Consider the following 25,565-nt stretch of genomic DNA (forward strand, 5'->3'; position numbering starts at 1 on the left):
GGACCATCCGCACCGCCCGCTCACGCACCTCGGGTGCGTACCTCGTCAATCTGTTGCTCATGGCTCCATCCTCTCAAGGTTTGGAGCCTCCGGGAAAGACGGGGCGATTCATCCTGTTTGAGGGGCGACTCCCTCAGCTGTTACCCGAATCCCGTTTACACAAAATCTGCACACGCCCAGCACTGAAGGGAAAGTGCTCTGGCACACGCAGTGGTGGCACTGCATCGGGGATGTGAAGCGGGCGGAAAGCCTGGGCCCGGTGATCGAGAACTCGATTGCGCAGGTGCTGGGGGACAGCTACGACGTGGGGGCGACCGAGCCATTGCCGACTGCAGTGATCGTGGCCGGCATCAAGGCGGCGTACAAGCACTAGGCTGCGGCGCACTTTGGGATTGAGACCGGAGCGGAGAGCGGGGGCTAAACCAGTCCCTGCAGGCTGCTTTCTTGAGCCACACCGAGTTCTACCAGCCAATTGGGGACAGGCAGCAAAGATGGGCGCGGTCTGTCACTGCTCAATCAATGTCGTCAGTTCATCCTTCTTTGCGTCAGTTGGTACTACGGCCGCTTCGCAGGCGCGCTGTACCAGCGCATCTATTGCCTCCTCATCTGCTTGCTCACAGCAAGCAAATGCTCGGGCTGCAGCTTGACGTACGGCCTCGAGTTTGCTGACGCGGTCGCCAGTCGAGAGGTCTTGCACTTCATTTTCCATGGAGTGGACGAGCTCTTCCAGGAGCTGGAAATGAGGGGAGGAGGCCATCGGCGGTACAGGTATGAAAGACGGTATTTGAAACCTCCGGCCGCCGTCCCGCAAGAGGGGCATGCGACCGGGCGGCTGGCCATGCTTGGCAGAGGGGAGGCGAAAGGCATTTTGCCCCTACTAGAATCGGGGGTCGCTCTTCGACCAGGTGCGGAAGGTGGCCCGCATTTCATTGAGCACGATCTGGCAGCTGCAACGCCGCCGAGTAGCAGCCTGTTCCATAACGTCCTCAAAGGCCATCCAGAACCCATCGCCCGAACCGTAGCGCTCGAAGGCTTGGCGCAGCGCGGTCAGCTCATCGTCCGATAGGCATCCGTCGTTGGAACGGTCTGGCAGGCGCTGATCAGGGGGACGGAACGGCCGGCGCTTCTGGCCGATCAGAGGAACTGAGGGTCCTCCCTAGCCCACTTCCGGAAAGCGTTCCGCATTTCTTCGTTCACGATATTTCGGTCGCACCCAAGCCTGTTGGTGGCTGCATCAAGGATGTCGGTATAAGCGAGCCAGAACCCATCCCCGGTCCCGTAGCGCTCAAACGCGAGCCGCAGCTGGGCAAGCTCGGACAGAGTTAAGCACTGAGTTGAAGTGTGCTCGTTCATGAAAGGTGCCAGGCGGTCGGACCGGAAAATCCTATCACCGGGTCTGGCGCTGTTGCCAGAGGTGAGCGGGCAGCTGAGGCGAAGGTGTCGAGGTAAGTTCTAGACTACCCGCCCCCGCTCTTTGGGCAAAGAATTCCAGCGTAGTCGGGTTGAGATCGATGGCAGGAAAAACCCATGACTGTTTGGACGATGGGGTACTCAACGGGCACGTGGGGCGCTTTTATCGATGTTCTGCAAGCCAACCAAATCGACTCAGTTCCGGGTGTCAGACGGTTTCCTGGCTTCCGAAAGTTTCCTTGGTTCGGCAGCGACGCGATGAGTGCGCAATTGCCTCGGGAAGGCATTGGCTATCATTGGGTTCCCGGCTAGGGGGCGGCGAACAGTGCAGTCAAGGTCGGCGAACGGCGGGTGGAGGAACTCATCGTTTCAGGGCTACGCAGACCACATGGCCAGCGCAGGGTTTGCTGATGGGCTTGAACAAGCCTTGGCTGCTGCCGCGAGAAGTCGGACGGCATTGATGTGTGCAGAGCTACTGTGGTGGCGCTGCCATCGGCGGTTGATTTCGGACCTTCTAGTGCACCGGGGTCACCAAGTGCTGCATATCCAGACCGAACGAGCACCGGACCCGCACAGACTCAATCCCATGGCGCAGCGGGCGGGTGAGGGCCTTATATATCCCCCATTTGCAGCTCGGCTTGCTTTAAGAGCAACCCAGCCGAGCTCCTGGCCGAGGGCGCAGAAATGGTTGACTGAACTGAGGGCGGGGGCCATGATCCGAGGCATCTACTGGGGAGTAGCACCGTGAGCCCGGTACGCCGGGCTCTTTTTCTCTACTGTTATTCAAAAAGCTTCATCGAACGCGCTGTCTGTTCGAGCCAACTCTTTAAACGCACTCTTGACCATGTCTGTCACTTCCTTCCCGGAACAATCGCTTCTTTGAGTAACCGCTTCTGTGATGATATTGAAAGTAATCCAGAAACCGTCACTTGCCCCATAGAGCTTGTAGGCACTCTGGATCATTTCCAACTCGGTTTCTGTGAGGCACGGTTTCATCGTTCTTGGCTTGCTTCGATAACACACTGATAGGCAGGGAGCCATGAAGGATTGTGGTCGAGTGGGGAAGTTGCGTGTGTGAATACCTCACGCTTCACCCTCTGCATTACTCGTTGAATGCTTATGAGGATGGCCGCTTCTTCCCGATGACCTTGGACTCCGTCTGCAATTTTCGCTGCTAAATCAGCCAAGCCCTCGAGCAACGCCTGACGCTCGTTAGACGCCAATGCTGTGCAGGTGGCGACGAGATGGTGGGCTGAACGATCAAAGTCTGATCGAAGAGCAAAGTAGTTAAAAGAACGCGTAACCATGATTTGGCCCCACAAGCGCTCCCCCCCAGCATGGACCAGCGAGGGCGGGGATGCAACTTTGGGTGCTGTAATTTCGCGTAGGGGCTCCCGCAAGACCAGTACCACGTGCCAAAGTTCCAACCCTGCTGGTCACAGGCCGAGGCCTTCATCGGCCAGAAGGGCAGCGCGCTCGCGACGCTGGAACGCGAGGTCTACAGCTTCCTCAAGGAGCGACTCCCCAATCTGAAGCACAAGGGTGCGATCGCCTTCGAGAATGTCCCCGTCGTCCTCAGCAAAGGCTACGTAAAGGCCTTCGGTTCATCGCCTTCCGTCGGCGCCTATGCGCTGGACTTCTGACGCACGGAGACGGGCCTCGATGCTGGTGCTGCCGGTGCAATTTTCTACGTGCTGGTGGCCGACCTCGATGGCGAGGCCGATGCGCGGGAAACCGTAGAGCGGGCCATCGAACACACGAAACGACCCGAGGACAGGCCCACGCTGGAACAGATCGCTCGGGTCGAACCCTTCCTCGCGGACTGCGCCTTCCCGCCAACGCTGGCGGGCGTGCTCGCCTGGGTACGCTTGGTCGAAGGGCGCTCGCTGGCGAGCATCGGGCTGACCGGTCCGGTACGGCTGAAAACCGTCCTGCGCGGACTTGCCGTTGGATTCGGCACAGTCGCGCTGGTCGTAGTCACGATCTGGATGGCAGGCGGCATGCAGGCCGCAGGCTTGGGGCAAGCATGGCGCTCGCCCGTGAGTCTGCTGCTAGTAAGTTTCATGTTCCAAGCGACCGTGGAGGAAGTCATCTTCCGCGGTTGGATGCTGTCGGTGGTGCCGCGCAGACTAATGTCGCCGTGACAGTGCTGCTTGTGTCGCTCGTTTTCTGCTTCCTGCATTTCAGTCCGCACCAGCCGCCCCTGATCATCCTCAGCACGTCCCTGTTCTCGCTGTTCGCCTGCGCCTGGGCACTGTGGACTGGCAGTATCTGGGGCGTGATGGGCTGGCACGCGGGGTGGAACTGGTTGCTCGCAACCGGCTTCGAACTGCCCGTCGCCGGTATGCATGCGCACTTGCCGGCACTCCTGGTGGCGCTGCGCCCGCAAGGCCTCGACACCTTCACCGGTGGCGCACAAGGGCCGGAAGGCAGTTACCTGTGCAGCGTTTTCTTCGTCGCCGCGATCGCGTGGATCCAGTGGCGAAGGACGCGTGGAGCTCACAATTTCTCGCCGACCAGCAGGTGACGCCACTACTGGGGCGGCATCTCCCCGTCCCGGCTCTTGCCGATCGGATGCTGGTTCGCGCCGTACCGGCGACGACCAAGCGATTGAGCGTCTGCTAGCGGTCGTCGGGCCGATCTCATGGGGCTTGAGCAAACCTCCGGGTTTTCGGCAGCGCGCAGGACATAAGTGCAGGCTCATCCGGAAGCAGCGGGTGCTCGCTCTGCAATCTGCTGCTTGTACGGATTCCGCTCGAGGTATTTAGCGATCTAGAGGCAGCTTAGGTTCGTGATGCCAGTCCCAGTACCGACTGGAACCGAGACTGCCTTTGCTGAAGTGTCAACGGAGAGTGATGTGGCTTCCTCGATAGAGTTCGACCAGGCCACCTTCGGTTTACGTCTCGCAACGAGTGCATCGGGCCGCAGGGCGTGCGACCCGAAGCGGACAGCGACAACTTAGGCAATCCCTGCGAGCACGCAGGTCACAAGTCCCGGAGCCACGCCCTGTGGAATCGCGTTGGGCGAAGTCCCGCTCCACAGGACGCTGGAATCGTCGAGGCCTCTGGCGTCGGCCTTGGCCCTCGGCGAAGCCAACGATTGAGAGGCTAGGGAAATGCAGGAGGCATCGTAGACATCGGACGCGGGTCGCGCATAAGTCGATACACAAGCCCGTGTGCGGTGCGACCGTCTAAGAGACCAGTGATTTCCGAGGCACGGCTTGGTTGCTGCAGAGCCGTGGGATGGATTTCGAACGTAGGGACGGGGAGGGCATGGCAATGACTTGGTTGGGCAAACAACGAAGCCGCCCGAAGGCGTCTCCGAGTGGCGGCTTGCCCCACTTGCCTAGCTGGGTAGCTTTGCCGCGAGCACGTCGACTTTCTCGATGGTCGGCGGCTCGGAGAACATTTCCCCGGCCTTGGCCATCAAGGCCGCTGCAACCTTGCCGGCGAGATGGGCCTCCCGGCCCGCATCGTCGGGAAAGGCATCGAAAATGCCGAAGGTTGTTGGCCCGAGGCGAATTCCGAACCAGACGGTCGTGGCGGGCTCGTCCATAACTAGTGGCAGACCACTCAGGAGAAAGCTTTCAACTTCTTTCTCCTTGCCGATTTTCGCTTCGAAGCGAACGAATAGCGCAACCTTGACCATGAGCTGTCTCCTGTTGGTCTGACGGAGTAACGACGTCCCCTCCCTTACTTGGAAGCCTAGGACTTGATTGAGCCAAGAAATCAACGGATCGGCGCGCCTAGCCAGTTGGCCGCTATTGCCTGACAAACTAGTCGCTTCCGTGGAGCGATGTGTTGCGACGGTGTGAGGATGGCTCGACGCCCCCTTCACGCGGACGGCGAGCGCAGATTTACCATAGTCACGAATCTGCAGGAGTGCGAACCCATGCCACACCAGTCCCCGTCGCCGGTCGGGTTCGACGCCTTCGTGCACGTGCGAGGCGCGCGTGAGCACAACCTCAAGGATGTCGATGTCGACCTCCCGAGGGATGCAATCGTCGTGTTCTCCGGCATCTCGGGATCGGGCAAATCTTCGCTGGCGTTTGGCACGCTCTATGCCGAGGCGCAGCGGCGCTACCTGGAATCGCTGTCGCCCTATGCGCGGCGCCTGATCGACCAGGTTGGCGTACCCGACATTGACGCCATCGACGGTATGCCGCCGGCAGTCGCGCTGCAGCAGCAGCGCGGTACGCCGAACGTCCGCTCCACTGTGGGCAGCATCACCACGCTGTCGAGCCTGCTACGCATTCTGTATTCGCGCGCCGGCGCCTATCCGCCCCGGCAACCCATGCTGTATGCGGAAGATTTCTCGCCCAACACGCCGCAGGGTGCTTGCCCTACCTGCCACGGGCTCGGCTACGTTTACACAGTCAAGGACGAGGCCATGGTTCCCGACCCGTCGCTGTCGATCCGCGACCGGGCGATCGCAGCGTGGCCACCGGCGTGGCATGGGCAAAACCTGCGCGACATCCTGGTGACGTTGGGGTATGACATCGACAAACCCTGGCGCGAGCTCCCGAAGAAGGACCGCGACTGGATCCTGCACACCGACGAGCAGCCAGTGGTTCCGGTGTACGCGGGTTTCACACCTGCTGAAACGCGCGCGGCGCTGCGCCGCAAAACCGAGCCCAGCTACATGGGCACCTTTACCGGCGCGCGCCGCTACGTGCTAGACACCTTCGCCAACACGCAGAGCGCGCTGATGAAGAAGCGTGTCGCGCGCTTCATGTCCGGTACCACGTGCGCGACGTGCGACGGTCGCCGCCTCAAGCGCGAAGCGCTGTCGGTCACATTCGCCGGGTTGGATATCGGCACCTTGTCGCGTTTGCCGCTCGCTGATATCGCCGAACTCCTGGCGCCCGCGGCGAAGCACCGGTTCGACACACCAGTTGCCACCGCCACGCGCAGCCGCGCCGCTGGACGCAAGGACATCGCCCGTCGCGTGGCCGCCGGCGGATCGCCGCATACCGGCGGCACGGACGTGCGGCGCACCGCGAACCTGTCCGAGGAGAAGCGGATCGCAGCACAACGCATCACTCGCGACCTGATCGAGCGGATTGAGGCGTTGCAGGGGCTGGGTCTCGGTTACCTCGCGCTGGACCGTTCTACGCCCACGCTCTCCTCGGGCGAGCTACAGCGGCTGCGCCTGGCGACGCAGGCGCGCTCCAATTTGTTCGGCGTGGTCTACGTGCTGGACGAGCCGTCGGCAGGGCTGCATCCCGCCGATGCGGAAGCCCTGCACGCGGTGCTGGGCCAGCTCAAGGCGGCCGGCAACACCCTGTTCGTCGTCGAGCACGACCTGGATACGCTGCGCCGCGCCGACTGGCTTGTCGATGTGGGGCCGGATGCAGGCCAGCATGGTGGCCGCGTGCTCTACAGCGGGCCGCCGTTGGGGTTGCGCGACATCGAGGCGTCGCACACGCGGCGCTATCTGTTCGACTCCGTGCCCACGCGTCGGCGCACGCCTCGGCGCCCGTCAGGCTGGCTCGAGCTCCTCGGCATCCAACGCAACAACCTGCATGGCCTCGATGTGCGGATCCCACTGGGGGTCTTCACTGCGGTCACTGGCGTGTCCGGTTCGGGCAAGTCTAGCCTGGTCAGCCAGGCGCTGGTGGAACTCGTGAGCGAGCACCTCGGCCACGAGCCGGCGGTGGAGGAAAGCAGCGACGACATGCCGCTGCCCGACGCAATAACGCGTACTGCGGGCCGGCTGGGTGCGGGCGTGGGTGCCATCCGCCGCCTGGTCAACGTCGACCAGAAGCCCATCGGCCGCACGCCGCGGTCCAACCTGGCGACCTACACCGGCCTGTTCGACCATGTGCGCAAGCTGTTCGCAGCCACGCGCGCTGCGAAGGCGCGCCGCTATGGCGTGGGTCGCTTCTCCTTCAACGTGGCGCAGGGACGTTGCCCCACTTGCGAGGGCGAAGGCTTCGTCAGCATCGAACTGCTCTTCATGCCGAGCGTCTACGCGCCATGCCCTACCTGCCACGGCAAGCGTTACAACGAAAAGACCCTCGAAATCGAGTGGAACGGGCGCAACATCGCCCAAGTGCTGGGGATGACGGTGGACGAGGCGCTGTCGTTCTTTGCCGACGAAGTGCCCGTGCACCGTGCACTGGCATTGCTCCACGGCATTGGCTTGGGTTACCTGCGGCTCGGGCAGCCTGCGACGGAACTGTCCGGCGGCGAGGCCCAGCGCATCAAGCTGGCCACCGAGCTGCAGCGCAGTCAGCATGGCGACTCGCTATACGTGCTCGACGAGCCGACCACTGGACTGCACCCTTTCGACGTGGACAAGCTGATGGTGCAATTGCACGAACTGGTTGACGCAGGAAACACCGTGGTCGTCGTCGAACATGACATGCGGGTCGTCGCCGACAGCGACTGGATGATCGACGTAGGCCCGGGCGCCGGGGAGAAGGGGGGTCGTATCGTCGCCGAGGGCGTGCCGCAGGACGTAGCGAGCCGGGGCGTCGGAGCCACAGCGCCTTACCTGCAGCGCGCGCTGTACTCACGCTGACCGAGGCGCTGCTCGATTTCCCTCTGGCAAACGCGTTTTCCCAGCCTTACGTCCGCTCTTGGCCGAGGCTGTGTAAAAACCCTTTGCGGATGATCTTTCGGGGAGAGCGCATACGACTCACGCAGTTTGGTCAAAACAATCATCCGGAGTTCTCAAGCCGCGATCGCTCTCAGCATGCCTTGCATTCCGAGATCAGCCTGGCGGTTCTGGCTTACAACATGCTTTATCGCTCTGATACCAAGCGACCGTTGGACGTGGTGTCCAAGCGCTATCAAGTAGTCCAGCCGCGGGAGACCGAACGGGCACGGTTGCAGATCGAGCAGCGCGAGTCCTGACGGTTCTGCACTACAAATGGATCGGCCGCCTAAGTAACGCTGCGCTGGCGGGACACAAGCTCGCAGCCTGCCGCGTCGCCAGCACAGAAGTCGGTGCGCTTGTGCGTTCCACCGGCTTGAAGCCCCCGCGCTCGAAGAACGGCGCCGCCGTCGTGGTCAGTAGCCAGGCGTCACGTCCGCCTTGATCGAAGGCGCGTCGCAGTAGTAACGCCAGCATGGCGCCGCCAATGCCGCGCTGGCGCGCGTGCGGCAGCACCACCAGGGAGCGCACCAGCACATCCCGGCCCATATGCTCGAAGCCACCGTAGCCCACGCGCTCGTCTGTCACCGTGGCATAGGCGAAGAAGCTGCGCCCCGGTTCGGTCAGATCATCCGTGGGAAGTCCGGCCTCCTGCAAAGCCGTGGTGAGGCCCGTGTCGTTTTCCGCGATCGGCGTGTCCACCAGCAGCGGTGTGCCGTCTTCCTTGCGAATCTCGCCCGCCGGTCGCTGCGGCAGCAGCTCAATCACCGTGTCCGAGGGGCGGCACAGGCGCACGCCCAGGGACGAAACCACGATGGGCCGATTGATGAGGATCGGGTGCGCCAGCATTTGGTCGATCAATTCGTCATCGCTCCAATGGGCGGCATCCAGCCCGAGTTCCTTGTACGGCGTGCCCCTGACGCGCAGCACGTCCCGCACGCACATGCCCATCTGTGCGATCAGCGCCTGCAAGGTTTCGCGGTCAGGTGGCGTCTTCAGGTACTCGATGACCGTGGGCGCGATGCCGCTGGCGCGGATCAGCGCCAGCGTGTTGCGCGACGTGCCGCAGTCCGGGTTGTGGTAGATCGTGACAAGGCTCATGCCGGATGCCTTCCTGCGTTGCGCGGAGCCTGTTCGTACCAGCCACGCGAGCGGTTGACCACGCGCACGACCAGCAGCATCACCGGTACCTCGATCAGCACGCCGACCACGGTGGCCAGCGCGGCGCCGGAGTGGAAGCCGAACAGGCTGATGGCTGCCGCCACGGCCAGCTCGAAGAAGTTGCTCGCGCCGATCAGCGCCGAGGGGCCGGCGATGCTGTGCTTCTCGCCTACCTTGCGGTTGAGCCAGTAGGCCAAGCCGGAATTGAAGAACACCTGGATCAAGATCGGCACCGCCAGCATGGCGATCACCAGCGGCTGGCGGATGATGGCCTGGCCCTGGAAGGCGAACAGCAGCACCAGCGTCAGCAGCAGCGCGGCGATCGACAGCGGGCCGATGCGCGCCAGCGCGCGGTCAAACGTCGCCTGGCCCTGGCGCAGCAGCCCGCGGCGCCACACCTGCGCGATGATGACCGGGATGACGATGTAGAGCACCACCGAGGTCAGCAGCGTGTCCCACGGTACGGTGATGGCCGACAACCCGAGCAGCAGGCCGACGAGGGGCGCGAAGGCGAACACCATGATGGTGTCGTTCAAGGCCACTTGCGACAGCGTGAACACCGGATCGCCGCCCGTCAGCCGGCTCCAGACGAACACCATCGCCGTGCAGGGCGCGGCGGCCAGCAGGATCAGGCCGGCCACGTAGCTGTCGAGTTGGTCGGCCGGCAGCCACTCGGCGAAGACCTGGCGAATGAAGATCCACGCCAGCAGCGCCATCGAGAACGGCTTGACCGCCCAATTGACGAACAGCGTGACGCCGATGCCGCGCCAATGCTGTCTGATCTGGCCGAGCGCACCGAAGTCCACCTTGAGCAGCATGGGGATCACCATGATCCAGATCAGCAGACCCACTGGCAGATTGACCTGGGCCACTTCCATGCGGCCGATGGCCTGGAACACGCCGGGCGCAAGCTGGCCCAAGGCGATGCCCGCGATGATGCACAGCAGCACCCACACGGTCAGGTAACGCTCGAAGATGCTCATGGCGGGCGCCGCCGGCGCGCGGCCGGCGGTATCGGCTCCTGCGGTCATCGCGCTGGCCTCACTGGCGGCCAATGTCGCGCAGCTCGCGCTGCAAGGACATGGCATCGAGACTTTTCAGGGGCAGCGACAGGAACAGCTCGATGCGCCGGCGCAGCGTGATCGCGGCGTCCGTGAACGCTTTGCGCTGCTGTTCCTCCGTGCCTTCGACGGCCGCTGGGTCGGGCACGCCCCAATGGGCCGATACCGGCTTGCCCGGCCACAGCGGGCACGCCTCACCGGCGGCGTTGTCGCAGACGGTGAAGATGAAATCGAACACCGGCGCATCCGGCGCCACGAACTCGTCCCAGCTCTTGCTGCGGTAGCCGGTCGCCGGCAGATGCAGGCGCTCCAGCGTGGCGAGCGCCAGCGGATGGACTTCGCCCTTGGGATGGCTGCCCGCCGACCAGGCGTGAAACCGGCCCTTGCCCAGCTCGTTGAGGATGCCTTCGGCGAGGATCGAACGCGCCGAATTGCCCGTGCAGATGAACAGCGCGTTGTAGGTGACTTCAGTCGTCATGCGTGCCTCGCGTCAGCAGCAAGATGCAGCGGGCTTCGCGGCGCGGCCATCGCTTGGCGCACAGCACGCCGCAGCGGCGCCGCTTGCGGGCTGGGATGCTTCGTTGAAGACGGGGATGTTGCCCAGCGTGTGGAAATGCTCCCAGGCCACACCTTGCGGGTCGGTGATCCAGTGCTTCTCGCTGCGCGCGTAGCAGCAGGTCGTGGTGCCTTCGTCGAGCAGTGCCATGTCGGCGGCCTGCGCGCGGGCCTTCAGGCCAGCCAGTTCCTCGGCATCGTCGGTCTGGATGCCCAGGTGGTCGATACCCGGCTTGCTGCCGCGCGTCGAGATGGCGAAGTTGACCGGCGGGTCTTCGAGCATCCACTTCGCGTAGTCGCTCTCGGTGCGCGCGGGCTGCGCGGCGAACAGTTGGGAATAGAAGCCGATGCTGCGGTTCAGATCATCGACGTGCAGGTGGACGTGGAAGCGTTTCATGAGAAGTCCTTTCAGCAGGTGGTGCAGATGGCGGAAGACGGGCTGACCTCGCACACGCCGCCCTGGCAGCAGTGCTCGGTCAGGTAGCCGATCAGGCCGTTCATGTGGCTGTACTCGGCGCGGTAGATCAGGTTGCGGCCCTGCTGCTCGATGGTGACGAGGCCGGCGTGCGCCAGCTCCTTCAGATGGAAGGACAGGGTGTTGCGGGCCACGTCGAGCTGGTCGGCCAGGATGCTGGGCGTCAAACCCTCGGGGCCAGCGACGACCAGGGCGCGGAACACGCGCAGGCGCTGGGCATGGGCCAAGGCACTCAGCGCGGAAACAGCTTGGGTCTCGTTCATGATTCGATAATACAACATTTATTGAATCATTGTGCAAGTCATCAGCAGGCAGAACTGCATGGCGTCCCGGCGTACCGCCGTCGGGCTCGCGGGCTGCGCCCCGCGCTTCGTGCCGAATCGCGGCCATCCGGCTTTGATCCCTGACGCCTCCGGCCCTTGAGGGCCTGCGCGCTCCGCTTGCCAAAAGCCGACTGTGTGCAGTGGGCGGGGTGTGGGCGGTCTTGCTGTTCCCTTCACCGTACCACGGCGTTCTCGCCGTCAAGGGCGGCGCGCGCCATGCGCGCTTGCGTCCTGGCGGCCGTCTGCGCCCTGCGCACCTACACGCGGCACCTCATGGGCCGCATGGAAGCCGACCTGGGCACAGGCCTCGATTGGGTGGCCGTCAACCACTGGAACACCGACAACCCGCACACGCACATCGTCGTGCGCGGGCGCGACGACACCGGCAAAGACCTCATCATCGCGGGCGACTACATCGCCGATGGCTTCCGCCATCGGGCCGCCGAACTGGCGACCGAATGGCTGGGGCTGCGCACCGAACTGGAGATCCAGCAGACCTTGCAGCGCGAGGTGGAACAAGAACGGTGGATGAGCCTCGACCGCACCCTGCAACGCGAGGCCGACGAGGATGGCCGGGTACAGATCGAACGCTTCAACGAACCCCGGCTGCAACGCCAGCGCCTGCTGCTGATGGGTCGCCTGCAAGCCTTGCAGCGCCTGGGCCTGACCGACGAGGTGCAGCCCGGCACCTGGGCCGCCCATGCCGACGCGGAAAAGACGCTGCGTGCCCTGGGCGAGCGTGGCGACATCATCCGAACGATGCAGCGGGCCATGCGCGGCCAGCCGCGCGAGCTGGCGGTGTTCGAGCCGGGCGACGACGGCCGCACCATCGTCGGCCGCGTGTCTGCCAAGGGGCTGGCCGACGAACTGCATGACCGCGGCTATCTGGTCAACGACGGCGTGGACGGCAAGGCCCACTACGTCGCGTTGAACGCCCGCGACAAGCTGGCGAACTATCCCACTGGCGCGGTGGTGGAGGTGCGCGGTTCCGCCGAGGTGCGGGCGGCCGACAAGAACATCGCCGCGCTGGCGAGCGATGGCCTGTACCGCACCGATCATCACCTGGTGATCGAGCAGGGCCGGGCCAAGCCCGGCCGCGACCCGCAGGAAGTCGTCGCGGCCCACGTCCGCCGGCTGGAAGCCCTGCGCCGTGCCGGCATCGTGGAGCGCGTGGCCGAAGGGCTATGGAAGGTGCCGGACGGCCTGCCCGAGCAGGGCCGCCGCTACGACGCGCAGCGCCTGAGCGGTGTGGCCGTGGAGCTGAAATCGCACCTGCCCATCGAGCGGCAGGCCCGCGTCATCGGTGCCACCTGGCTGGACCAGCAGTTGATCGGCGGCGGCTCGGGCCTGGGCGACCTATGCTTTGGTGCTGAGGTCAAACAGGCGATGCAGCAGCGCGCCGACTTTCTGGCCGAACAGGGGCTGGCCGAGCGGCGCGGCCAGCGCGTGATCCTGGCGCGCAATCTATTGGGCACGCTACGCAACCGGGAGCTGGCGCAGGCTACGAAGGACATTGCGGCGAAAACCGGACTGGAGCATCGCCCGGTGGCCGATGGGCAGCGCGTGGCCGGCATCTACCGGCGCTCCGTCATGCTGGCCAGCGGGCGCTACGCGATGCTCGATGACGGCATGGGGTTCAGCCTGGTGCCGTGGAAACCGGTGATCGAGCAGCGAATGGGGCAGCAGCTTGCCGCGACGGTGCGCGGCGGCGCGGTGTCATGGGAGATTGGGCGGCGTCGGGGGTCAACCATTTCTTGAGTCAAGGTAATGCCACAAGCCGGTGGGAAAAATTAGATCCTATTATTGATGGTTGATCAATCCAAAGCATTACCAAAGGTTGGGATGCCAGAATTAAAATTTTCTGTAATTTCGGATACATGGTCACATTCAAAGGCACGCTATCGCGTTTCTGGATTGATGGTTTCAGACCAGCACCGCATGCGCCTTCCGCAGAATGTGGGGAAAATCCACGATGAAGAGAATAATTTGGACGTTCTGGTTTTTTGCGCTGGCATTGAGCGCTCTATGGCTTTTTACCGATACGCTCTGGCCTGCGCAGTCCAACTACTTCGCCCTGCGAACGGTATGGATTCAATACAGCGGCGTACTGGCCATCGGCGCGATGTCCGTGGCGATGGTGCTGGCCACGCGCCCTGCGTGGTTGGAGCCCAGCTTGAACGGACTGGACAAGATGTACCGCCTGCATAAGTGGCTCGGCATCGCCGCTCTGGCCGCTGCGACAGTACACTGGCTGTGGGCGCAGGGTACCAAGTGGGCCGTAGGCTGGGGCTGGCTGACGCGCCCGGCGCGCAAGCCCCGCGCAGCGGCTGATTCAATGGGCTCCATTGAATCGGCGCTGCGTGGCTGGCGCGGACTAGCCGAGGACTTGGGCGAATGGGCCTTCTACGCCGTCGCGGTGCTACTGGTGCTGGCTTTGGTTAAGCGCTTCCCCTACCGGCCGTTCGCCAAGACACACCACTGGATGGCAGCGATCTACCTGGTGCTGGCCTTCCACACCTTGGTGCTTGTGCAGTTCTCCTATTGGGCGCAGCCCGTGGGCTGGGCTTTGGCTATGCTGCTGGCGAGCGGCACGGTATCGGCGGCGTGGGTACTGCTGGGCCGGGTCGGTGCGCAGCGCACCGCGCACGGTGTCATCGAATCGCTGCAGACCTACCCTGCGCTGAACGTGCTGGAAACTACCCTGCGGATGGACCCGGGCTGGCCCGGCCACCGGCCCGGGCAGTTTGCCTTCGCCATGTCCAACCCGAAAGAAGGCCCGCATCCCTACACGCTGGCCTCAGCCTGGGTGCCGGAAAACCGGCGCATCACCTTCATCACCAAGGCGCTGGGCGACCACACCCGCCGGCTACCGGAACGCCTACAAGTTGGCGACCGGGTGACGGTCGAGGGGCCTTACGGCTGCTTCACTTTCGACGACGGACGTGCCCGCCAGATCTGGATCGGCGCCGGCATCGGCATCACCCCATTCATTGCGCGCATGAAGTATCTGGCGCAGCACAAAGGCCAAGACGCACGCCCCGTCGATTTGTTCCATCCGACGAGCGACGCTGATCCGCAGGCCATCGAGAAGCTTCGCGCCGACAGCCAGGCGGCCGGCGTGGCGCTACACCTGTTCATCGACAAGAAAGACGGTCGCCTGACGGGTGAGCGCCTGCGTGCTATGGTGCCAAGTTGGAAAGACGCCAGCGTCTGGTTCTGCGGCCCCACGGCCTTCGGCCGCGCGTTGCGCGCCGACCTGCTGGCCCAGGGGTTGGAGCCGGAAGCGTTCCACCAAGAGCTTTTCGAGATGCGCTGAATGGAAGAAAGCACATGCGCATATTGATCGTGGAAGACTCGCAAACGCTGGCCGAAGCCCTGAGCCAGAGCCTTCAGTCGGAAGGCTATGCCTGCGATACAGCAGCCGATGGCGTGTCCGCGCTGAAGTTTCTTGCCAGCTACCGGTACGACGCCATCATTCTGGACTTGATGCTGCCCCGGCTGGACGGCTTTGGCGTGTTGCGCACATTGAGCCGGGAGGCCCATGCCGCACCGGTGTTGGTGCTCTCCGCGCGCGAACTGCTCGACGACCGGGTGCGGGCCTTGGATGCGGGTGCCGATGACTACCTGACAAAACCCTTCGAGCTGGCCGAGCTGCTGGCTCGCCTGCGGGCGCTGGTGCGGCGTCCGCCGCAACGGGACGTTCCAGTTCTGCGCCACGGCGATCTGGAGGTCGATCCGCGCTCGCGCACCGCGAGATTCAAGTGCATGGATCTTGGGCTCACGCCGAAGGAATATGGACTGCTCGACTTGCTGCTGCGTCGGCGCGGCGCCACGTTATCTCGCCCGCAGATTTTTGAACATTTGTACGACAGCCGCAGCGATGCATCGGACAAGGTGGTGGAGGTGATCGTCAGCACCCTGCGAACCAAGCTCGCCCAGTGCGGCCTGGATGAACTGATCGTGACACGACGTGGCTTCGGCTACATCCTGCCCTGAACGATGGTACGCCCCGATTCCGAAGCCCTTTCTGATGCGAGTCAAGGCGGATCCTGGTCCTTGCAGCGGCGGCTGGCTGCCAGCCTGGTGATCTGCATTGGAGGAACCTTCGCGATCCTGTTTCCCGTTCTCGACTACTGGATCGACCACGAAATCTACCGACGGATGGACACCACCCTGATGCAACGATCGGCGGCGGTGGGGCGCGTGCTGCAGGAGTTGGATGCGAGACAGCTCGAAAGCCTCATGCCGGAATACGAGCCTAGCGGGCATACCGAGTTCTTCACGGTCTTTGATTCGCAGACCCACCGGACCTTGCTGCGTTCGCCCAGCAGTGCTGGGGCCGAGCTTGCACTTGGGCCACTGGAGCAAGGCACCCCGCGCTATTACGACGTGACACTCCCGGATGGCCACGCGGGTCGCGCGCTGGCGACGCGCATATCCGTAGCTGGCGAAAAGTCCCGGCTGCTGGTCGTGGCGACTGAACGCAGGGATTGGGATCAAACCGAGCGGCGCATCCACTTCGCGCTCCTGGGCGGTATCGTCCTGGCGACGCTCCTGGCCACGGGCCTAGCGCTGCTCATGGTTCGGCGCATCGTGGTCATGCTGGAGCGCGTCGGCGTGCAACTGGCCGACCTGCGTACGGATCGGCCGATTGCGCGGATCGGAGCGGACTTTCCCCGCGAACTGCGGCCGTTTGCCGAAGCCTTCAATCAGGGCTTGCATCACCTGTATGCGGCCATTGTCCGCGAGCGCCGCTTCTCCCGCGACGTGGCCCACGAGTTGCGCACGCCCCTGGCGGAAATCCGCATCAGCGCAGAAAGCGCTTTGATCGATGCCGACCCGGCCCGAATCCAGCGCGCCCTGAATGCAACGATCCAGGCCAGTTCACGCATGCAGCGCAGTGTGGACACTCTGCTGTTGTTGGCGCGGCTTGAGTCCGGTCAACACACACTGGTGCTGGATCCTCTGGATCTAACAGCTTTGCTGCAAGAGTTACTGGCGGGACTCAACGTCCAGCAAATGGCACCTAAGTCACCCATCCGCGTGACTTTGCCTGAATCGGCATGGGTGCAAAGCGATCAGGGCGTGATCGAACGCATCGTCTCCAACCTCTTGCGCAATGCCATCGAATACGCGCCCGAAGGCGACGACATTCAATGTCGGCTGGAGCGCGCGGCTTCCGGCTGGATGTTGACCATCGTCAACACAGCTCCCAATTTGCAGGCATCCGATCTGGATCAATTCGGCCTTCGCTTCTGGCGCAAGGATTCCGAAGGTGGCACGGCGCACCACGCCGGGCTGGGACTTGCACTGGCTCTGGCGCTCGCGCATGCCATAGACCTGCCGCTGGCGTTCTCACTGGACAACGGTCGGCTGTCCGCGCGGCTTGGCCCTTGGCCACCGCTGCTCTGACATTGACACAGATCTACACCGCAGTGCCGAACATGGCTCCCACGCCCGCTGTCACCGCCATGGCAAATGTGCCCCAGAACGCGACGCGCAGCGCACTTTTGAAGAGCGGCGTACCACCCACGGCAGCAGCCGCAGCGCCGAGCAGGGCCAGGAAGACAATCGCCGTCGCGACGGTCCAATAGAGCAGGCTCTGCTCCGGCGCCAACAGAACCACGGCCAGCGGCATGGCTGCACCCACGGCGAAGCTTCCAGCGGACGCCATGGCGGCTTGCAGCGGGCGAGCGCTCAAGGTTTCAGAAATGCCCAATTCATCGCGCGCGTGCGCGCCCAGCGCATCATGCGCCATCAATTGCGTGGCGACCTGATCCGCGAGTCGATGATCCAGGCCACGCCGGACATAGATGGCCGTTAGTTCCCGATGCTCTGCTTCCGGACTGTTTTCCAGTTCATCACGTTCCCGCGCTAAATCCGCCTTCTCCGTATCAGCTTGTGAATAGACCGACACGAACTCGCCTGCAGCCATGGACATGGCACCGGCTACCAACCCCGCGATGGCCGTGGTCATGATGCTGGCATGGCTTGCATGGGCAGCAGCCACGCCTGCAACTAGGCTGGCCGTGGAAATGATGCCGTCATTGGCACCCAGAACAGCGGCGCGCAGCCATCCGATATGTTCAGTGCGGTGACTTTCAGGGTGGGCGCGGTGGTGAAATTTTGTCATTGGAAAATCAAATCCATGTGAAGCAGCCCAAGGCCAGCAGTTCAGGGACGATGACCGGGGAGCATGCGAACCAGGGTGGTGTCACGCATGACGTAGTGGTGCAACAGCGCCGCCATCGCATGCAATCCGATCAAGACATAGCCCAATGTCGCCAGCGCCTCATGGACATCCTTGAGTTGGCGCGACAAAGCAACGTCGGTGCCGATCAGAGACGGAATGGGCAAGCCAAACAGAACAATCGGCTTGCCCGCCGCACTCAAGGTGAGCCATCCGAGCAGCGGCATGGCGAGCATGAAGCTGTAGAGCGCATAGTGCATGACATCGGCGAGCGTGGCCTGCCAGCGTGGCATGGGTGGTTGGATCGCGGGCATCGCGCCCGCCTGGCTGCGCACCCAGACACGAATAAGGACGATCACCAGAACGCTGAGGCCCAGCAGGTAGTGCAAGGACTTCATGGCGTCTCTCAAGGCGCCCTTGGGTGCCAGTCCGCGCAGCTCCATGCTCGCATAGACCGCGATGATGAGAAGCACGGTCAGCCAATGCAGTCCTATGACCAAAGGACTGAAACGGTATTCGGAATTCCTGAAATTCATGGTGTATGGATGCGATGTTTGAGGTAGCAAAGGCGCACCGCTGGCATATCAGAGCAAGTTACTGATAAATCAGTTTATCGATTGCTTGCTGCTCAAAGCAGGCGTTTCGCCGAAATACATCGTACTGAGCAAATTTCGCTTTCTCCAAAGCCTTCTCAAAGCTTCATCGAAGAACATGAGCCGATCTTTTACAAGAGATCGACCGCATGTTTCGCCTCATTAACCTCGCGCACCGCTCCATATGCGACGGATTTTCAATCCCCGCTGTGTGCTTTCTACTCTGCTCTACGTCGTTTGGGGCGGCACAAGCATGAGCTTCCCGACCTTGAAAACGGCGGGCACAGCCAGCCGAACTAAGACCTTGGCCTTGTCTGTCGTCAGTGTGGCAGTTCTGGCTGCCGTAGGGTACGGCTGGTGGGCTCGGACAACGCAGCAGACAACCGTAGCCGATAAAGACGCGAGCGAGGCTGTCGCCCAACCGAACGCTGGCGGCGTTCACCTCAACGCCGCTCAGCTTCGCGCGCAGGGTGTAGAAACCGCACTCGTCAAGGATGCCGCAGTGATACCGCTGGATGGCTTACCCGCGCAGACGGTGGCACCACTCTCGGCCAGCGCGCAGGTCGTGGCGCCATATGGCGGTGTGGTGACGCGCGTTCTGGTCGATGAGGGCGCCGCAGTGCGCCAAGGACAGGCGCTGGCGCGCATCCAGAGCAAGGACGTTCTGGCGTCGCAGGCTGATCTGGCGCGTGCCCGAACCGAAGCGGCGGTGGCCGCGGCGCAGGCCCGGCGCGATGCCACGCTCCTGGCCGAGGGCATCATCCCAGCCACGCGCAACGAGCAAACCCAAGCGCGCGCGGCGGCTGCGCAAAGTACGTTGCAAGAGGCCAATGGCGCCCTCGCACGGCTTCGACCCGTTAGCGGCGGGCAGGCCGGCGAGTATGAATTGCTGGCGCCTTTGTCCGGGCGGGTGATGCGCCGTCACCTGAGCCTCGGGCAGGCGGTCGCGCCGCTCGACATCGCCTTTACAGTGGCTCAGCCTGGCCCTCTGGATGTCAGCGTCGCGGTTCCGCTGCGCTGGCGCTCAGATCTCCACCCAGGCTTGGAAGTGCGTCTTCCCGATGGCACGATCGCTCGCGTGACGGCTGTTGGTGGCGACACTGACCTCAGTAGTCAGAGCCTGCGGGTACGTGCCCGCGTCGATGCAGATCAGGCAGGGGCAGACCGCTATGCGGCCGGGCAGCAGATCAGTGTCGCGCTGTTGCTGCCAGCACCGCAGGGCACCTTGAGCGTGCCATCGGCCGCACTGCTGCCAGCGGGCAGCGCCCACGTGCTCTACGTTGCTGAGCCGTCATCGCAAGACAAGCAAGGCGACCTACGCGTCCGCGCTGTTCCGGTGCAACTGCTGGGGCAAGACGAATCAGAGGCGTCAAGCGCCGTGCGTGCCGTTTCGCCAGACACTGCGCCGCTTGCGGCAAGCATGCAGGTCGTTGTGCGCGGTACGGCACTGCTCAAATCCATGATTCCATTGCAATGAGGGGCGACCACGCATGTTGTCCCGTCTGATTGAATTCTCCCTGCGCCAACGTGCGCTGGTACTGCTTGGCGTGCTGGCTTTGGCGGGTGCGGGCCTGGCGGCCTTCCTGCAACTGCCGATCGACGCCTATCCAGATATTTCCCCCACGCAGGTCAAGCTGATTATCAAGGCCCCTGGCATGACGCCCGAGGAGGTGGAGTCGCGCGTGATCACGCCGCTGGAGATGGAGTTGCTCGGCGTGCCGCGGGGCGTGATGCTGCGCTCCACGGCCAAGTACGCCATCGCCGACATCACGCTGGACTTTGCCGAAGGCAGCGACATCTACTGGGCGCGTCAGCAGGTGGCTGAACGCTATGCCGGCGTTTCGGGCAGCCTCCCCGAAGGCGTCAGCGGCGGGCTGGCGCCGATTTCGACACCGCTGTCGGACGTGTTCATGTTCACCATCGAAGGCGGTGGCCTCACGTTGAGCGAGCGCCGCGCCCTGCTGGACTGGACGCTGCGCCCGGCTCTGCGCACGCTGCCCGGTGTTGCTGATGTCAACGTGCTGGGTGGAGAAGCCAAGAGCTTTGCTGTGGTGCCGGATCGCGCACGGCTTTCCGCTGCGGGCCTCAGCTTCTCTGATGTCATCACGGCGATCGGCCGCAACAACCGCAATGACGGTGCGGGCCGCCTGGATGCAGGCGAAGACACGCTGATCGTGCGCGCCGAAGGCGCGATCCACACTTTGGACGATTTATCCCGTCTGATCCTGCGCGCGGGGGCCAATGGTACGGCCCCAGTTCGCCTGGGCGACGTGGCCCAGGTGCGCATCGAAGGCGTGACGCGATATGGCGCCGTCACCCGGGACGGCGCGGGCGAAGCGGTGGAAGGCATCGTGGTGGCGCTGCGCGGGGCCGATGCCTCGGCGCTGGTCAAAGCCATTCGAGCCCGGCTGGACGAGGTGACTCCCAGCCTGCCGCCCGGCGTCAAGGTGGTGCCGTTCTATGACCGCAGCACGCTGATCGAGCGCGCCGTGGGCACGGTGGAAAGCGCCTTGCTGGAAGCGACGGTACTGGTCGTTATCCTGCTGCTTCTGTTCCTCGGCGAGCTTCGCGCCGCGCTGGTTGTGGCGGTGATGGTGCCTTTGGCGGCACTGGGCACCTTCTTGCTGATGCGTCTGGTCGGCATGAGCGCTAACCTGATGAGCTTGGGGGGCCTCGCGATCGCCATCGGCATGCTGGTGGACGCTGCCGTAGTGGTGGTGGAAAACGCCGTCAGTCGGCTCGACCCGCACGCGCCCAGTGCGCACCAGCCGCGCCTGCACCGCATATTCGCGGCGGCGCGCGAGGTCGCCGTGCCCGTGGCCTCCGGCATCCTCATCATCTGCCTTACCTTCATGCCCCTGCTCACGCTGCAAGGGTTGGAAGGCAAGCTGTTCGTGCCGGTGGCGCTGACCATCGTGTTCGCCCTGGGCGTCTCGCTGCTGCTGTCGTTCACGCTGGTGCCTGTGCTGGCCTCGCTGCTGCTCAAGGAACACGCGCACACCGAGCCGTGGGTGATGCGCTGGGCTACGCGCCTGTACCAACCGCTGCTGGAGGCTGCGCTTCACCACCCGCTACGCGCATCGGCAGTCGCCATCGCGGCCCTGGCATTGGGTGTGGTGGCCTACCTCGGCACGGGCAAGGCGTTCATGCCGACGATGGACGAAGGCGATATCTTGCTGCAACTGCAAAAACCGCCGTCCATTGGGCTGCAGCGCTCGCTGGAGATTGACTTGGCCGTGCAGAAGGCCATCAGTGCGGCAGTGCCCGAGGTGCGGCACAGCATCGGGCGGGTGGGCTCGGACGAGCTGGGGCTCGACCCGATGGGCCTGAACGAAACCGACCTGTTCATGCAGCTCGCACCGCGCAAGGATTGGCATGCAGCCGACAAGGAGGCCTTGAGTGCCGAGATACGCAAGGTGATGGATGCCTTCCCCGGCCTGGAATTCGGCTTTACCCAGCCCATCGAGATGCGCATCTCAGAAATGCTCACCGGCAGCCGGGGCGACGTGGCCGTCAAGCTGTTCGGCCCTGATCTGCAAACACTGGGCGATCTGGCGCAGCGCATGGCCGCTCGCATCGAGAAAGTGCCCGGTGCGCGCGACGTGCTCACCCAGGCCAGCGACAGCGTGGAATACCTGCAGGTGAAGGTGGATGCGCAGGCGGCGGGGCGCGCCGGGCTGGCCGTAACACAGGTTCAGGACGAGTTGCGCGCGCAACTCGAAGGCGTTCCGGCCGGGCTGGTGATCGAGCCGGACAGGCGCACGCCCATCGTGGTGCGCGGGGATGCCCGGCTGCGCGGATCGGCCGAGCGGTTCAAGGACTTGCAGCTCGCCCGTGGCGATCAGGGCGAAATCCCCCTGGCCTCGCTGGCGCGCATCGCCACCACCGATGGCCCCGTGCTGGTGCGGCGCGAGAACGGCTCGCGCTTCGCACTGATCCAGTCCAGCGTGAGCGGGCGCGATCTGGTCGGCTTCGTGGATGAAGCGCGCGCAGCCGTGGCGCGCGACGTGCCGCTGCCGCCCGGCTATCGCGTCGAATGGGGCGGGCAGTTTGAGAACCAGCAACGTGCAGCGGCCCGCCTTGGCATGGTGGTGCCGGTGGCCCTGGGGCTGATTTTCTTCGTGCTGTTCATGACCTTCGGCTCGGTGCGGCAGGCCGCGCTCATCCTCGGCAACGTGCCGTTTGCCATGGTCGGCGGCGTGGCGGCGCTGTGGCTATCGGGGCAGTACCTGTCGGTGCCTGCTTCGGTCGGCTTCATCGCGCTGCTGGGCATCGCCGTGCTCAACGGATTGGTGCTGGTGACGCACTTCAACCACCTGCACGCGCTGGGCCTGCCCATGGAACAGGTGGTGCGTGAAGGTTCTCTGCGACGGCTGCGCCCCGTGCTGATGACGGCTTCCATCACCGCTTTTGGTCTGGTGCCCCTGCTGCTGGCCAGTGGCCCTGGCTCTGAGATCCAGCGCCCACTCGCCATCGTGGTGATTGGCGGGCTGGTCAGCTCCACGGCGCTGACCCTGGTCCTGCTGCCGGTGCTGTACCGGCGATTCGGCCAGGCCATCTCCTCACAACAAGGAGTCCATGCATGAACGGATTGAAAGAAGCGCAACTGGTGCGCCTGAATCTGGTATTTCCACCCACGCTCGAAGACGCCGTCACCGATGCCCTGATGGCCGACCCGGTGCTGCCAGGGTTCACCCTGTTGCACGCCGAAGGGCATACCGGCGACTTCGCGCGCGCGTCCATTCGCGAGAAAGTTCGCGGCCGTGTGGATCGGCGCGTCATCTGGGTGTTGATCGAACCCGAACGGCTGGAACAGGTTCTGGCGCATCTGCGCCAGCGCATCGCATCGAGCGATGTGCGCTGGTGGGTGGAGCCGGTGTTGGCAAGTGGAAGACTGGTATGACGAATAAAAACAAAGGATGCAGCCTGGTGCTGCCGACTGGTTCCGTCATGGTGGCTATCGCGGCTTTGACATTTCATCCCGCGCAAGCGCACGCCGATGATCTCTCTTGGCTGCCTCCGCAGGTGCAAGTCGAAGCGGCGATGAAAACCCAGCCGGTCGTGAATGCAGCAGCCGCTCGCTTGGACGCGGCTGCTGCCACGCAAAGCGCCCTTGAAGCCGGTAGCCACGAGTTTGAACTCAGTAGCGGCCTACAACGTCGAAACGTGACCAACGAAGCGCGTCGCTACAACGAATGGGAAATCCAGCTCAGCCGTGCTGTTCGCTTGCCAAACAAGGCACGTATAGATCGGGACATCGGTAGCCGCACCCGCAGAGTGGCCGATATGCGCCTTGAAGATGCCGAGCACCAAATGGCAAGGCGACTGTTGGAAGTCTGGGCCGGATGGTTGCGCAGTTTCGTCGTAGCCGACGAGATGCAAGCGCAGGAAAAGTTGCTTATACGTGAGCAGGAAGCAATGGCCCGCCGCGTGACCCTGGGCGATGCCGCGCAGCGGGACAGCGACGTTCTGCAAGCCGAACGCGCAATGCTTGCTGCCCAGGTTAGCGCTGCGCGCGACGCAGAACGGGCAGCACGACAAACGGTAGTGATCGAGTTCCCCGGCATTGAGATTCCCGCACGGCCATCCACGCTGCCAGATCCCGATCCCTTGCAGGGCGGGGTACAGGAGTGGCTGGCGCGAATTGTGCGACAAAGCGTCGAAATCGGCATTGCCGATGGAGAGGCAGCTCGCCTTGCCAAGGTGGCCGAGCGAGCTCGCGCCAACCGCACGCCCGACCCCACAGTCGGGGTACGCATGATGTCTGAACGCGGCGGGGCGGAACGTGTCATTGGCGTTGTCCTGACGGTGCCATTTGGCACAGACTATCGCAGTGCAATGGCTGCCACGGAAAGCGCCAATGCGGCGGCCGCAGAGGCGGAGGCGCTCGGCGTGCGGCGCGCGGTGGAGCAAAGTGCGTGGGTCGCCGTGCAGGCTGCCGACAGCAAGCGCACACAGTGGCAGTCATTCGCGCAGGCGCTGGCCGCGCAGACCACGGCCAGCAACCGCACGCGGCGGGCTTGGGAATTGGGAGAGGCCTCCTTGGCCGAATACCTCTTGACGTTGCGCAACCTGCGCCAGACACGACTCGCCGAGGCACAGGTTCGCGTCGATGCGTTGCAAGCATCAGCACTGGTGCGTATCGACGCGCATGCGCTGTGGCATTCGAAGGAGGCACATGCCGATGCCCCCCAATGAATTCCGACTACTGGGCAACGCCCCACTATCCAACGCACCATTCGCACCTCGATTCTTAATCACTCATTTAGCGCTACCAGCGGGTGCGGCGCTGATCATCAGCAGTCTATTGATGGATGGCGGTGGGGACTTCTGGGTCGCCGATCATCTCTATCGCTTGCAGGGCAGCCGATGGGCTTTGCGGGATGCCTGGCTAACCAACAACCTGCTGCATCGGGGTTCCTCGTACTTCACCTTGGCCAGCGGCGGATACATCATCAGAATCAAGCCGATCGCGATCGGAATGTTGGTCGACCCTATCGAAAGGCTGTTCAACGCGTTGGGCACGCCCTCGAACAACGCGCCCAGGCCGACGCCGAGCGCCATGGCGGCGAAGATCCAGAGCGTGAGATACCGGTCCAGGAAGGACAGGCGGGAGGTTTCAGTAGTCATGGGAGTTTCCGGGAGGACGGTCAGTTGATCTGCGCAATCTGATCGAGCTGTGCCTTGAGAGCTTTACGGTCATCCCATGCCCCGTCAGGAATCTCCAGGAAGGCCTTCAGGCGGGCCTTGATGATCTGATGTGCCCGATCGAATGCTTCAGCCTTCTGTGCATCCGAGCCTTCTACGCCGGCCGGATCGGACAAGCCCCAGTGCACGCGCACGAAATCGCCAAACACGACCGGGCACGCTTCGGCAGCCGCGCTGTCGCACACGGTGACTATCAGGTCCATGGCAGCAGCATCCGCTTCGGCAAATTCATCCCAGGACTTGCTACGCAGGCCCTCCACCGGGAAGCCCTCGCGCTGCAACTGAGCAATGGCGAACGGATTGACCCGACCGGCCGGCTGGCTGCCTGCACTGAAGGACCGATAGCGGCCTTCGCCCCACTTTGTCAGGGTCGATTCGGCCATTGGAACCGTGTCGCCGTGTCGGGTTGTAAAACATCTCGATGTACTGGAAGACATCGGCGCGTGCCTCGTCGTGATTGCTGTAGATCCGCCGCTTAATCCGTTCGCG

At 63.6% G+C, this 25,565-nt stretch carries 24 protein-coding genes and 4 pseudogenes; 14 read left to right on the forward strand and 14 right to left on the reverse strand.

Annotated features, from left to right (window positions below; translation table 11 throughout):
- Positions 1-232: 232 nt before the first annotated feature.
- A complete protein-coding gene (locus ACVOLV_RS16970) occupies positions 233-373 on the forward strand; it encodes a hypothetical protein (RefSeq protein WP_296251559.1) in 141 nt (46 codons plus the stop codon).
- 132 nt (positions 374-505) lie between these two features.
- On the opposite strand, the gene ACVOLV_RS16975 is transcribed toward ACVOLV_RS16970, so the two are convergent.
- Positions 506-757 (reverse strand): hypothetical protein, encoded by a 252-nt coding sequence (locus tag ACVOLV_RS16975; protein WP_296251558.1) that lies wholly within the window; start codon positions 755-757, stop codon positions 506-508.
- Positions 758-1,542: 785 nt separating this feature from the next.
- Here ACVOLV_RS16975 and ACVOLV_RS16980 point away from each other — a divergent pair.
- A pseudogene (locus tag ACVOLV_RS16980) lies at positions 1,543-2,158 on the forward strand (DUF488 domain-containing protein).
- A 35-nt stretch (positions 2,159-2,193) separates the two neighbouring features.
- Here ACVOLV_RS16980 and ACVOLV_RS16985 read toward each other — a convergent pair.
- Positions 2,194-2,373, reverse strand: coding sequence for a hypothetical protein (locus ACVOLV_RS16985; protein WP_156455860.1), 180 nt, complete (start codon positions 2,371-2,373; stop codon positions 2,194-2,196).
- Between the two features lie 449 nt (positions 2,374-2,822).
- Between ACVOLV_RS16985 and ACVOLV_RS16990 the strand changes: the two genes are divergently transcribed.
- Genes ACVOLV_RS16990 through ACVOLV_RS17000 form a run of 3 tightly spaced genes read left to right on the forward strand, consistent with a single transcriptional unit; the run spans position 2,823 to position 3,937 of the window.
- Positions 2,823-3,053: a hypothetical protein gene (locus ACVOLV_RS16990; RefSeq protein WP_062168900.1), complete on the forward strand. Its 231-nt coding sequence runs from the start codon at positions 2,823-2,825 to the stop codon at positions 3,051-3,053.
- Positions 3,054-3,101: 48 nt separating this feature from the next.
- Positions 3,102-3,554 carry a hypothetical protein gene (locus ACVOLV_RS16995; protein WP_313642740.1) on the forward strand — a complete coding sequence of 151 codons (453 nt, stop codon included), beginning with the start codon at positions 3,102-3,104 and terminating at the stop codon, positions 3,552-3,554.
- Positions 3,551-3,937 carry a CPBP family intramembrane glutamic endopeptidase gene (locus ACVOLV_RS17000; RefSeq protein ID WP_313642739.1) on the forward strand — a complete coding sequence of 129 codons (387 nt, stop codon included), beginning with the start codon at positions 3,551-3,553 and terminating at the stop codon, positions 3,935-3,937. The genes ACVOLV_RS16995 and ACVOLV_RS17000 overlap by 4 nt, the downstream gene beginning before the upstream one ends.
- 818 nt (positions 3,938-4,755) lie before the next feature.
- On the opposite strand, the gene ACVOLV_RS17005 is transcribed toward ACVOLV_RS17000, so the two are convergent.
- On the reverse strand, positions 4,756-5,058 hold the full coding sequence (locus ACVOLV_RS17005) for a putative quinol monooxygenase (RefSeq protein WP_062171693.1): 303 nt from the start codon (positions 5,056-5,058) through the stop codon (positions 4,756-4,758).
- Between the two features lie 243 nt (positions 5,059-5,301).
- Here ACVOLV_RS17005 and ACVOLV_RS17010 point away from each other — a divergent pair, with 243 nt between their 5' ends.
- A complete protein-coding gene (locus tag ACVOLV_RS17010) occupies positions 5,302-7,935 on the forward strand; it encodes an excinuclease ABC subunit UvrA (RefSeq protein ID WP_062168898.1) in 2,634 nt (877 codons plus the stop codon).
- A 345-nt stretch (positions 7,936-8,280) separates the two neighbouring features.
- Here the strand turns inward: ACVOLV_RS17010 and arsN2 are convergent, their stop codons facing one another.
- From arsN2 to ACVOLV_RS17040, 6 genes and pseudogenes are all read right to left on the reverse strand, one after another.
- Positions 8,281-8,712 (reverse strand): arsenic resistance N-acetyltransferase ArsN2, encoded by a 432-nt coding sequence (gene arsN2 / locus ACVOLV_RS17015; RefSeq protein WP_313642804.1) that lies wholly within the window; start codon positions 8,710-8,712, stop codon positions 8,281-8,283.
- Positions 8,713-9,111 (reverse strand): annotated as a pseudogene (arsC, locus tag ACVOLV_RS17020) (arsenate reductase (glutaredoxin)); the annotation flags it as partial.
- Entirely contained in the window at positions 9,108-10,154 is a 1,047-nt protein-coding gene (gene arsB, locus ACVOLV_RS17025; protein ID WP_481507752.1) for an ACR3 family arsenite efflux transporter, read from the reverse strand. The gene arsB and the pseudogene arsC, both read right to left, overlap by 4 nt.
- A 58-nt stretch (positions 10,155-10,212) precedes the next feature.
- Positions 10,213-10,710: an arsenate reductase ArsC gene (locus ACVOLV_RS17030; protein WP_164170539.1), complete on the reverse strand. Its 498-nt coding sequence runs from the start codon at positions 10,708-10,710 to the stop codon at positions 10,213-10,215.
- Positions 10,711-10,722: 12 nt separating this feature from the next.
- Positions 10,723-11,184, reverse strand: a complete 462-nt coding sequence (locus ACVOLV_RS17035) for an ArsI/CadI family heavy metal resistance metalloenzyme (RefSeq protein WP_062168894.1) — start codon at positions 11,182-11,184, stop codon at positions 10,723-10,725.
- An 11-nt stretch (positions 11,185-11,195) separates the two neighbouring features.
- Positions 11,196-11,525 carry an ArsR/SmtB family transcription factor gene (locus ACVOLV_RS17040; protein ID WP_197430008.1) on the reverse strand — a complete coding sequence of 110 codons (330 nt, stop codon included), beginning with the start codon at positions 11,523-11,525 and terminating at the stop codon, positions 11,196-11,198.
- 276 nt (positions 11,526-11,801) lie between these two features.
- On the opposite strand from ACVOLV_RS17040, the gene ACVOLV_RS17045 reads away from it, so the two are divergent.
- From ACVOLV_RS17045 to ACVOLV_RS17060, 4 genes are all read left to right on the forward strand, one after another.
- Positions 11,802-13,343, forward strand: coding sequence for a DUF3363 domain-containing protein (locus tag ACVOLV_RS17045; RefSeq protein WP_313642736.1), 1,542 nt, complete (start codon positions 11,802-11,804; stop codon positions 13,341-13,343).
- A gap of 196 nt (positions 13,344-13,539) precedes the next feature.
- The gene (locus ACVOLV_RS17050; RefSeq protein WP_481549418.1) at positions 13,540-14,901 is read left to right on the forward strand and encodes a ferredoxin reductase family protein; all 1,362 of its coding nucleotides are present in this window, start codon (positions 13,540-13,542) and stop codon (positions 14,899-14,901) included.
- 14 nt (positions 14,902-14,915) lie between these two features.
- The gene (locus ACVOLV_RS17055) at positions 14,916-15,581 is read left to right on the forward strand and encodes a response regulator transcription factor (protein WP_062168888.1); all 666 of its coding nucleotides are present in this window, start codon (positions 14,916-14,918) and stop codon (positions 15,579-15,581) included.
- Between the two features lie 60 nt (positions 15,582-15,641).
- On the forward strand, positions 15,642-16,997 hold the full coding sequence (locus tag ACVOLV_RS17060) for a sensor histidine kinase (RefSeq protein WP_231732381.1): 1,356 nt from the start codon (positions 15,642-15,644) through the stop codon (positions 16,995-16,997).
- Positions 16,998-17,010: 13 nt separating this feature from the next.
- On the opposite strand, the gene ACVOLV_RS17065 is transcribed toward ACVOLV_RS17060, so the two are convergent.
- Entirely contained in the window at positions 17,011-17,718 is a 708-nt protein-coding gene (locus tag ACVOLV_RS17065; protein WP_164170537.1) for a VIT1/CCC1 transporter family protein, read from the reverse strand.
- 41 nt (positions 17,719-17,759) lie between these two features.
- Entirely contained in the window at positions 17,760-18,311 is a 552-nt protein-coding gene (locus tag ACVOLV_RS17070; protein WP_164170536.1) for a cytochrome b, read from the reverse strand.
- A 310-nt stretch (positions 18,312-18,621) separates the two neighbouring features.
- Here ACVOLV_RS17070 and ACVOLV_RS17075 point away from each other — a divergent pair, with 310 nt between their 5' ends.
- Genes ACVOLV_RS17075 through ACVOLV_RS17090 form a run of 4 tightly spaced genes read left to right on the forward strand, consistent with a single transcriptional unit; the run spans position 18,622 to position 24,566 of the window.
- Complete coding sequence (locus ACVOLV_RS17075; protein ID WP_062168880.1) at positions 18,622-19,845, forward strand: efflux RND transporter periplasmic adaptor subunit; 1,224 nt, start codon at positions 18,622-18,624, stop codon at positions 19,843-19,845.
- A gap of 13 nt (positions 19,846-19,858) precedes the next feature.
- Positions 19,859-22,954 (forward strand): efflux RND transporter permease subunit, encoded by a 3,096-nt coding sequence (locus tag ACVOLV_RS17080; protein ID WP_164170534.1) that lies wholly within the window; start codon positions 19,859-19,861, stop codon positions 22,952-22,954.
- The gene (locus ACVOLV_RS17085) at positions 22,951-23,271 is read left to right on the forward strand and encodes a DUF3240 family protein (protein WP_062168876.1); all 321 of its coding nucleotides are present in this window, start codon (positions 22,951-22,953) and stop codon (positions 23,269-23,271) included. Before ACVOLV_RS17080 ends, ACVOLV_RS17085 begins: the two co-directional genes overlap by 4 nt.
- The gene (locus ACVOLV_RS17090) at positions 23,268-24,566 is read left to right on the forward strand and encodes a TolC family protein (protein ID WP_231732380.1); all 1,299 of its coding nucleotides are present in this window, start codon (positions 23,268-23,270) and stop codon (positions 24,564-24,566) included. The genes ACVOLV_RS17085 and ACVOLV_RS17090 overlap by 4 nt, the downstream gene beginning before the upstream one ends.
- A gap of 219 nt (positions 24,567-24,785) precedes the next feature.
- Here ACVOLV_RS17090 and ACVOLV_RS17095 read toward each other — a convergent pair.
- From ACVOLV_RS17095 to ACVOLV_RS17105, 3 genes and pseudogenes are all read right to left on the reverse strand, one after another.
- Positions 24,786-24,998, reverse strand: a pseudogene (locus ACVOLV_RS17095) (arsenic resistance protein); the annotation flags it as partial.
- Between the two features lie 20 nt (positions 24,999-25,018).
- On the reverse strand, positions 25,019-25,459 hold the full coding sequence (locus ACVOLV_RS17100; RefSeq protein WP_313642735.1) for an arsenate reductase ArsC: 441 nt from the start codon (positions 25,457-25,459) through the stop codon (positions 25,019-25,021).
- A pseudogene (locus ACVOLV_RS17105) lies at positions 25,425-25,565 on the reverse strand (IS3 family transposase); the annotation flags it as partial. The pseudogene ACVOLV_RS17105 and the gene ACVOLV_RS17100, both read right to left, overlap by 35 nt.

This window comes from Stenotrophomonas sp. STEN023 (assembly GCF_056760135.1).

Excerpts from the sequence above, each read along its gene's own strand:
- ACVOLV_RS16985 (WP_156455860.1), bottom strand. The coding sequence starts at position 2,373 with ATGATCCAGAGTGCCTACAAGCTCTATGGGGCAAGTGACGGTTTCTGG.
- arsB (WP_481507752.1), bottom strand. The coding sequence starts at position 10,154 with ATGAGCATCTTCGAGCGTTACCTGACCGTGTGGGTGCTGCTGTGCATC.
- ACVOLV_RS17005 (WP_062171693.1), bottom strand. The coding sequence starts at position 5,058 with ATGGTCAAGGTTGCGCTATTCGTTCGCTTCGAAGCGAAAATCGGCAAG.
- ACVOLV_RS17045 (WP_313642736.1), top strand. The coding sequence starts at position 11,802 with ATGCGCGCTTGCGTCCTGGCGGCCGTCTGCGCCCTGCGCACCTACACG.
- ACVOLV_RS17055 (WP_062168888.1), top strand. The coding sequence starts at position 14,916 with ATGCGCATATTGATCGTGGAAGACTCGCAAACGCTGGCCGAAGCCCTG.
- ACVOLV_RS17100 (WP_313642735.1), bottom strand. The coding sequence starts at position 25,459 with ATGGCCGAATCGACCCTGACAAAGTGGGGCGAAGGCCGCTATCGGTCC.
- ACVOLV_RS17085 (WP_062168876.1), top strand. The coding sequence starts at position 22,951 with ATGAACGGATTGAAAGAAGCGCAACTGGTGCGCCTGAATCTGGTATTT.
- ACVOLV_RS17035 (WP_062168894.1), bottom strand. The coding sequence starts at position 11,184 with ATGAAACGCTTCCACGTCCACCTGCACGTCGATGATCTGAACCGCAGC.
- ACVOLV_RS17075 (WP_062168880.1), top strand. The coding sequence starts at position 18,622 with ATGAGCTTCCCGACCTTGAAAACGGCGGGCACAGCCAGCCGAACTAAG.
- ACVOLV_RS17070 (WP_164170536.1), bottom strand. The coding sequence starts at position 18,311 with ATGAATTTCAGGAATTCCGAATACCGTTTCAGTCCTTTGGTCATAGGA.
- ACVOLV_RS17040 (WP_197430008.1), bottom strand. The coding sequence starts at position 11,525 with ATGAACGAGACCCAAGCTGTTTCCGCGCTGAGTGCCTTGGCCCATGCC.
- ACVOLV_RS17050 (WP_481549418.1), top strand. The coding sequence starts at position 13,540 with ATGTGGGGAAAATCCACGATGAAGAGAATAATTTGGACGTTCTGGTTT.
- ACVOLV_RS17090 (WP_231732380.1), top strand. The coding sequence starts at position 23,268 with ATGACGAATAAAAACAAAGGATGCAGCCTGGTGCTGCCGACTGGTTCC.
- ACVOLV_RS17065 (WP_164170537.1), bottom strand. The coding sequence starts at position 17,718 with ATGACAAAATTTCACCACCGCGCCCACCCTGAAAGTCACCGCACTGAA.
- ACVOLV_RS17010 (WP_062168898.1), top strand. The coding sequence starts at position 5,302 with ATGCCACACCAGTCCCCGTCGCCGGTCGGGTTCGACGCCTTCGTGCAC.
- ACVOLV_RS17080 (WP_164170534.1), top strand. The coding sequence starts at position 19,859 with ATGTTGTCCCGTCTGATTGAATTCTCCCTGCGCCAACGTGCGCTGGTA.
- ACVOLV_RS17030 (WP_164170539.1), bottom strand. The coding sequence starts at position 10,710 with ATGACGACTGAAGTCACCTACAACGCGCTGTTCATCTGCACGGGCAAT.
- ACVOLV_RS16975 (WP_296251558.1), bottom strand. The coding sequence starts at position 757 with ATGGCCTCCTCCCCTCATTTCCAGCTCCTGGAAGAGCTCGTCCACTCC.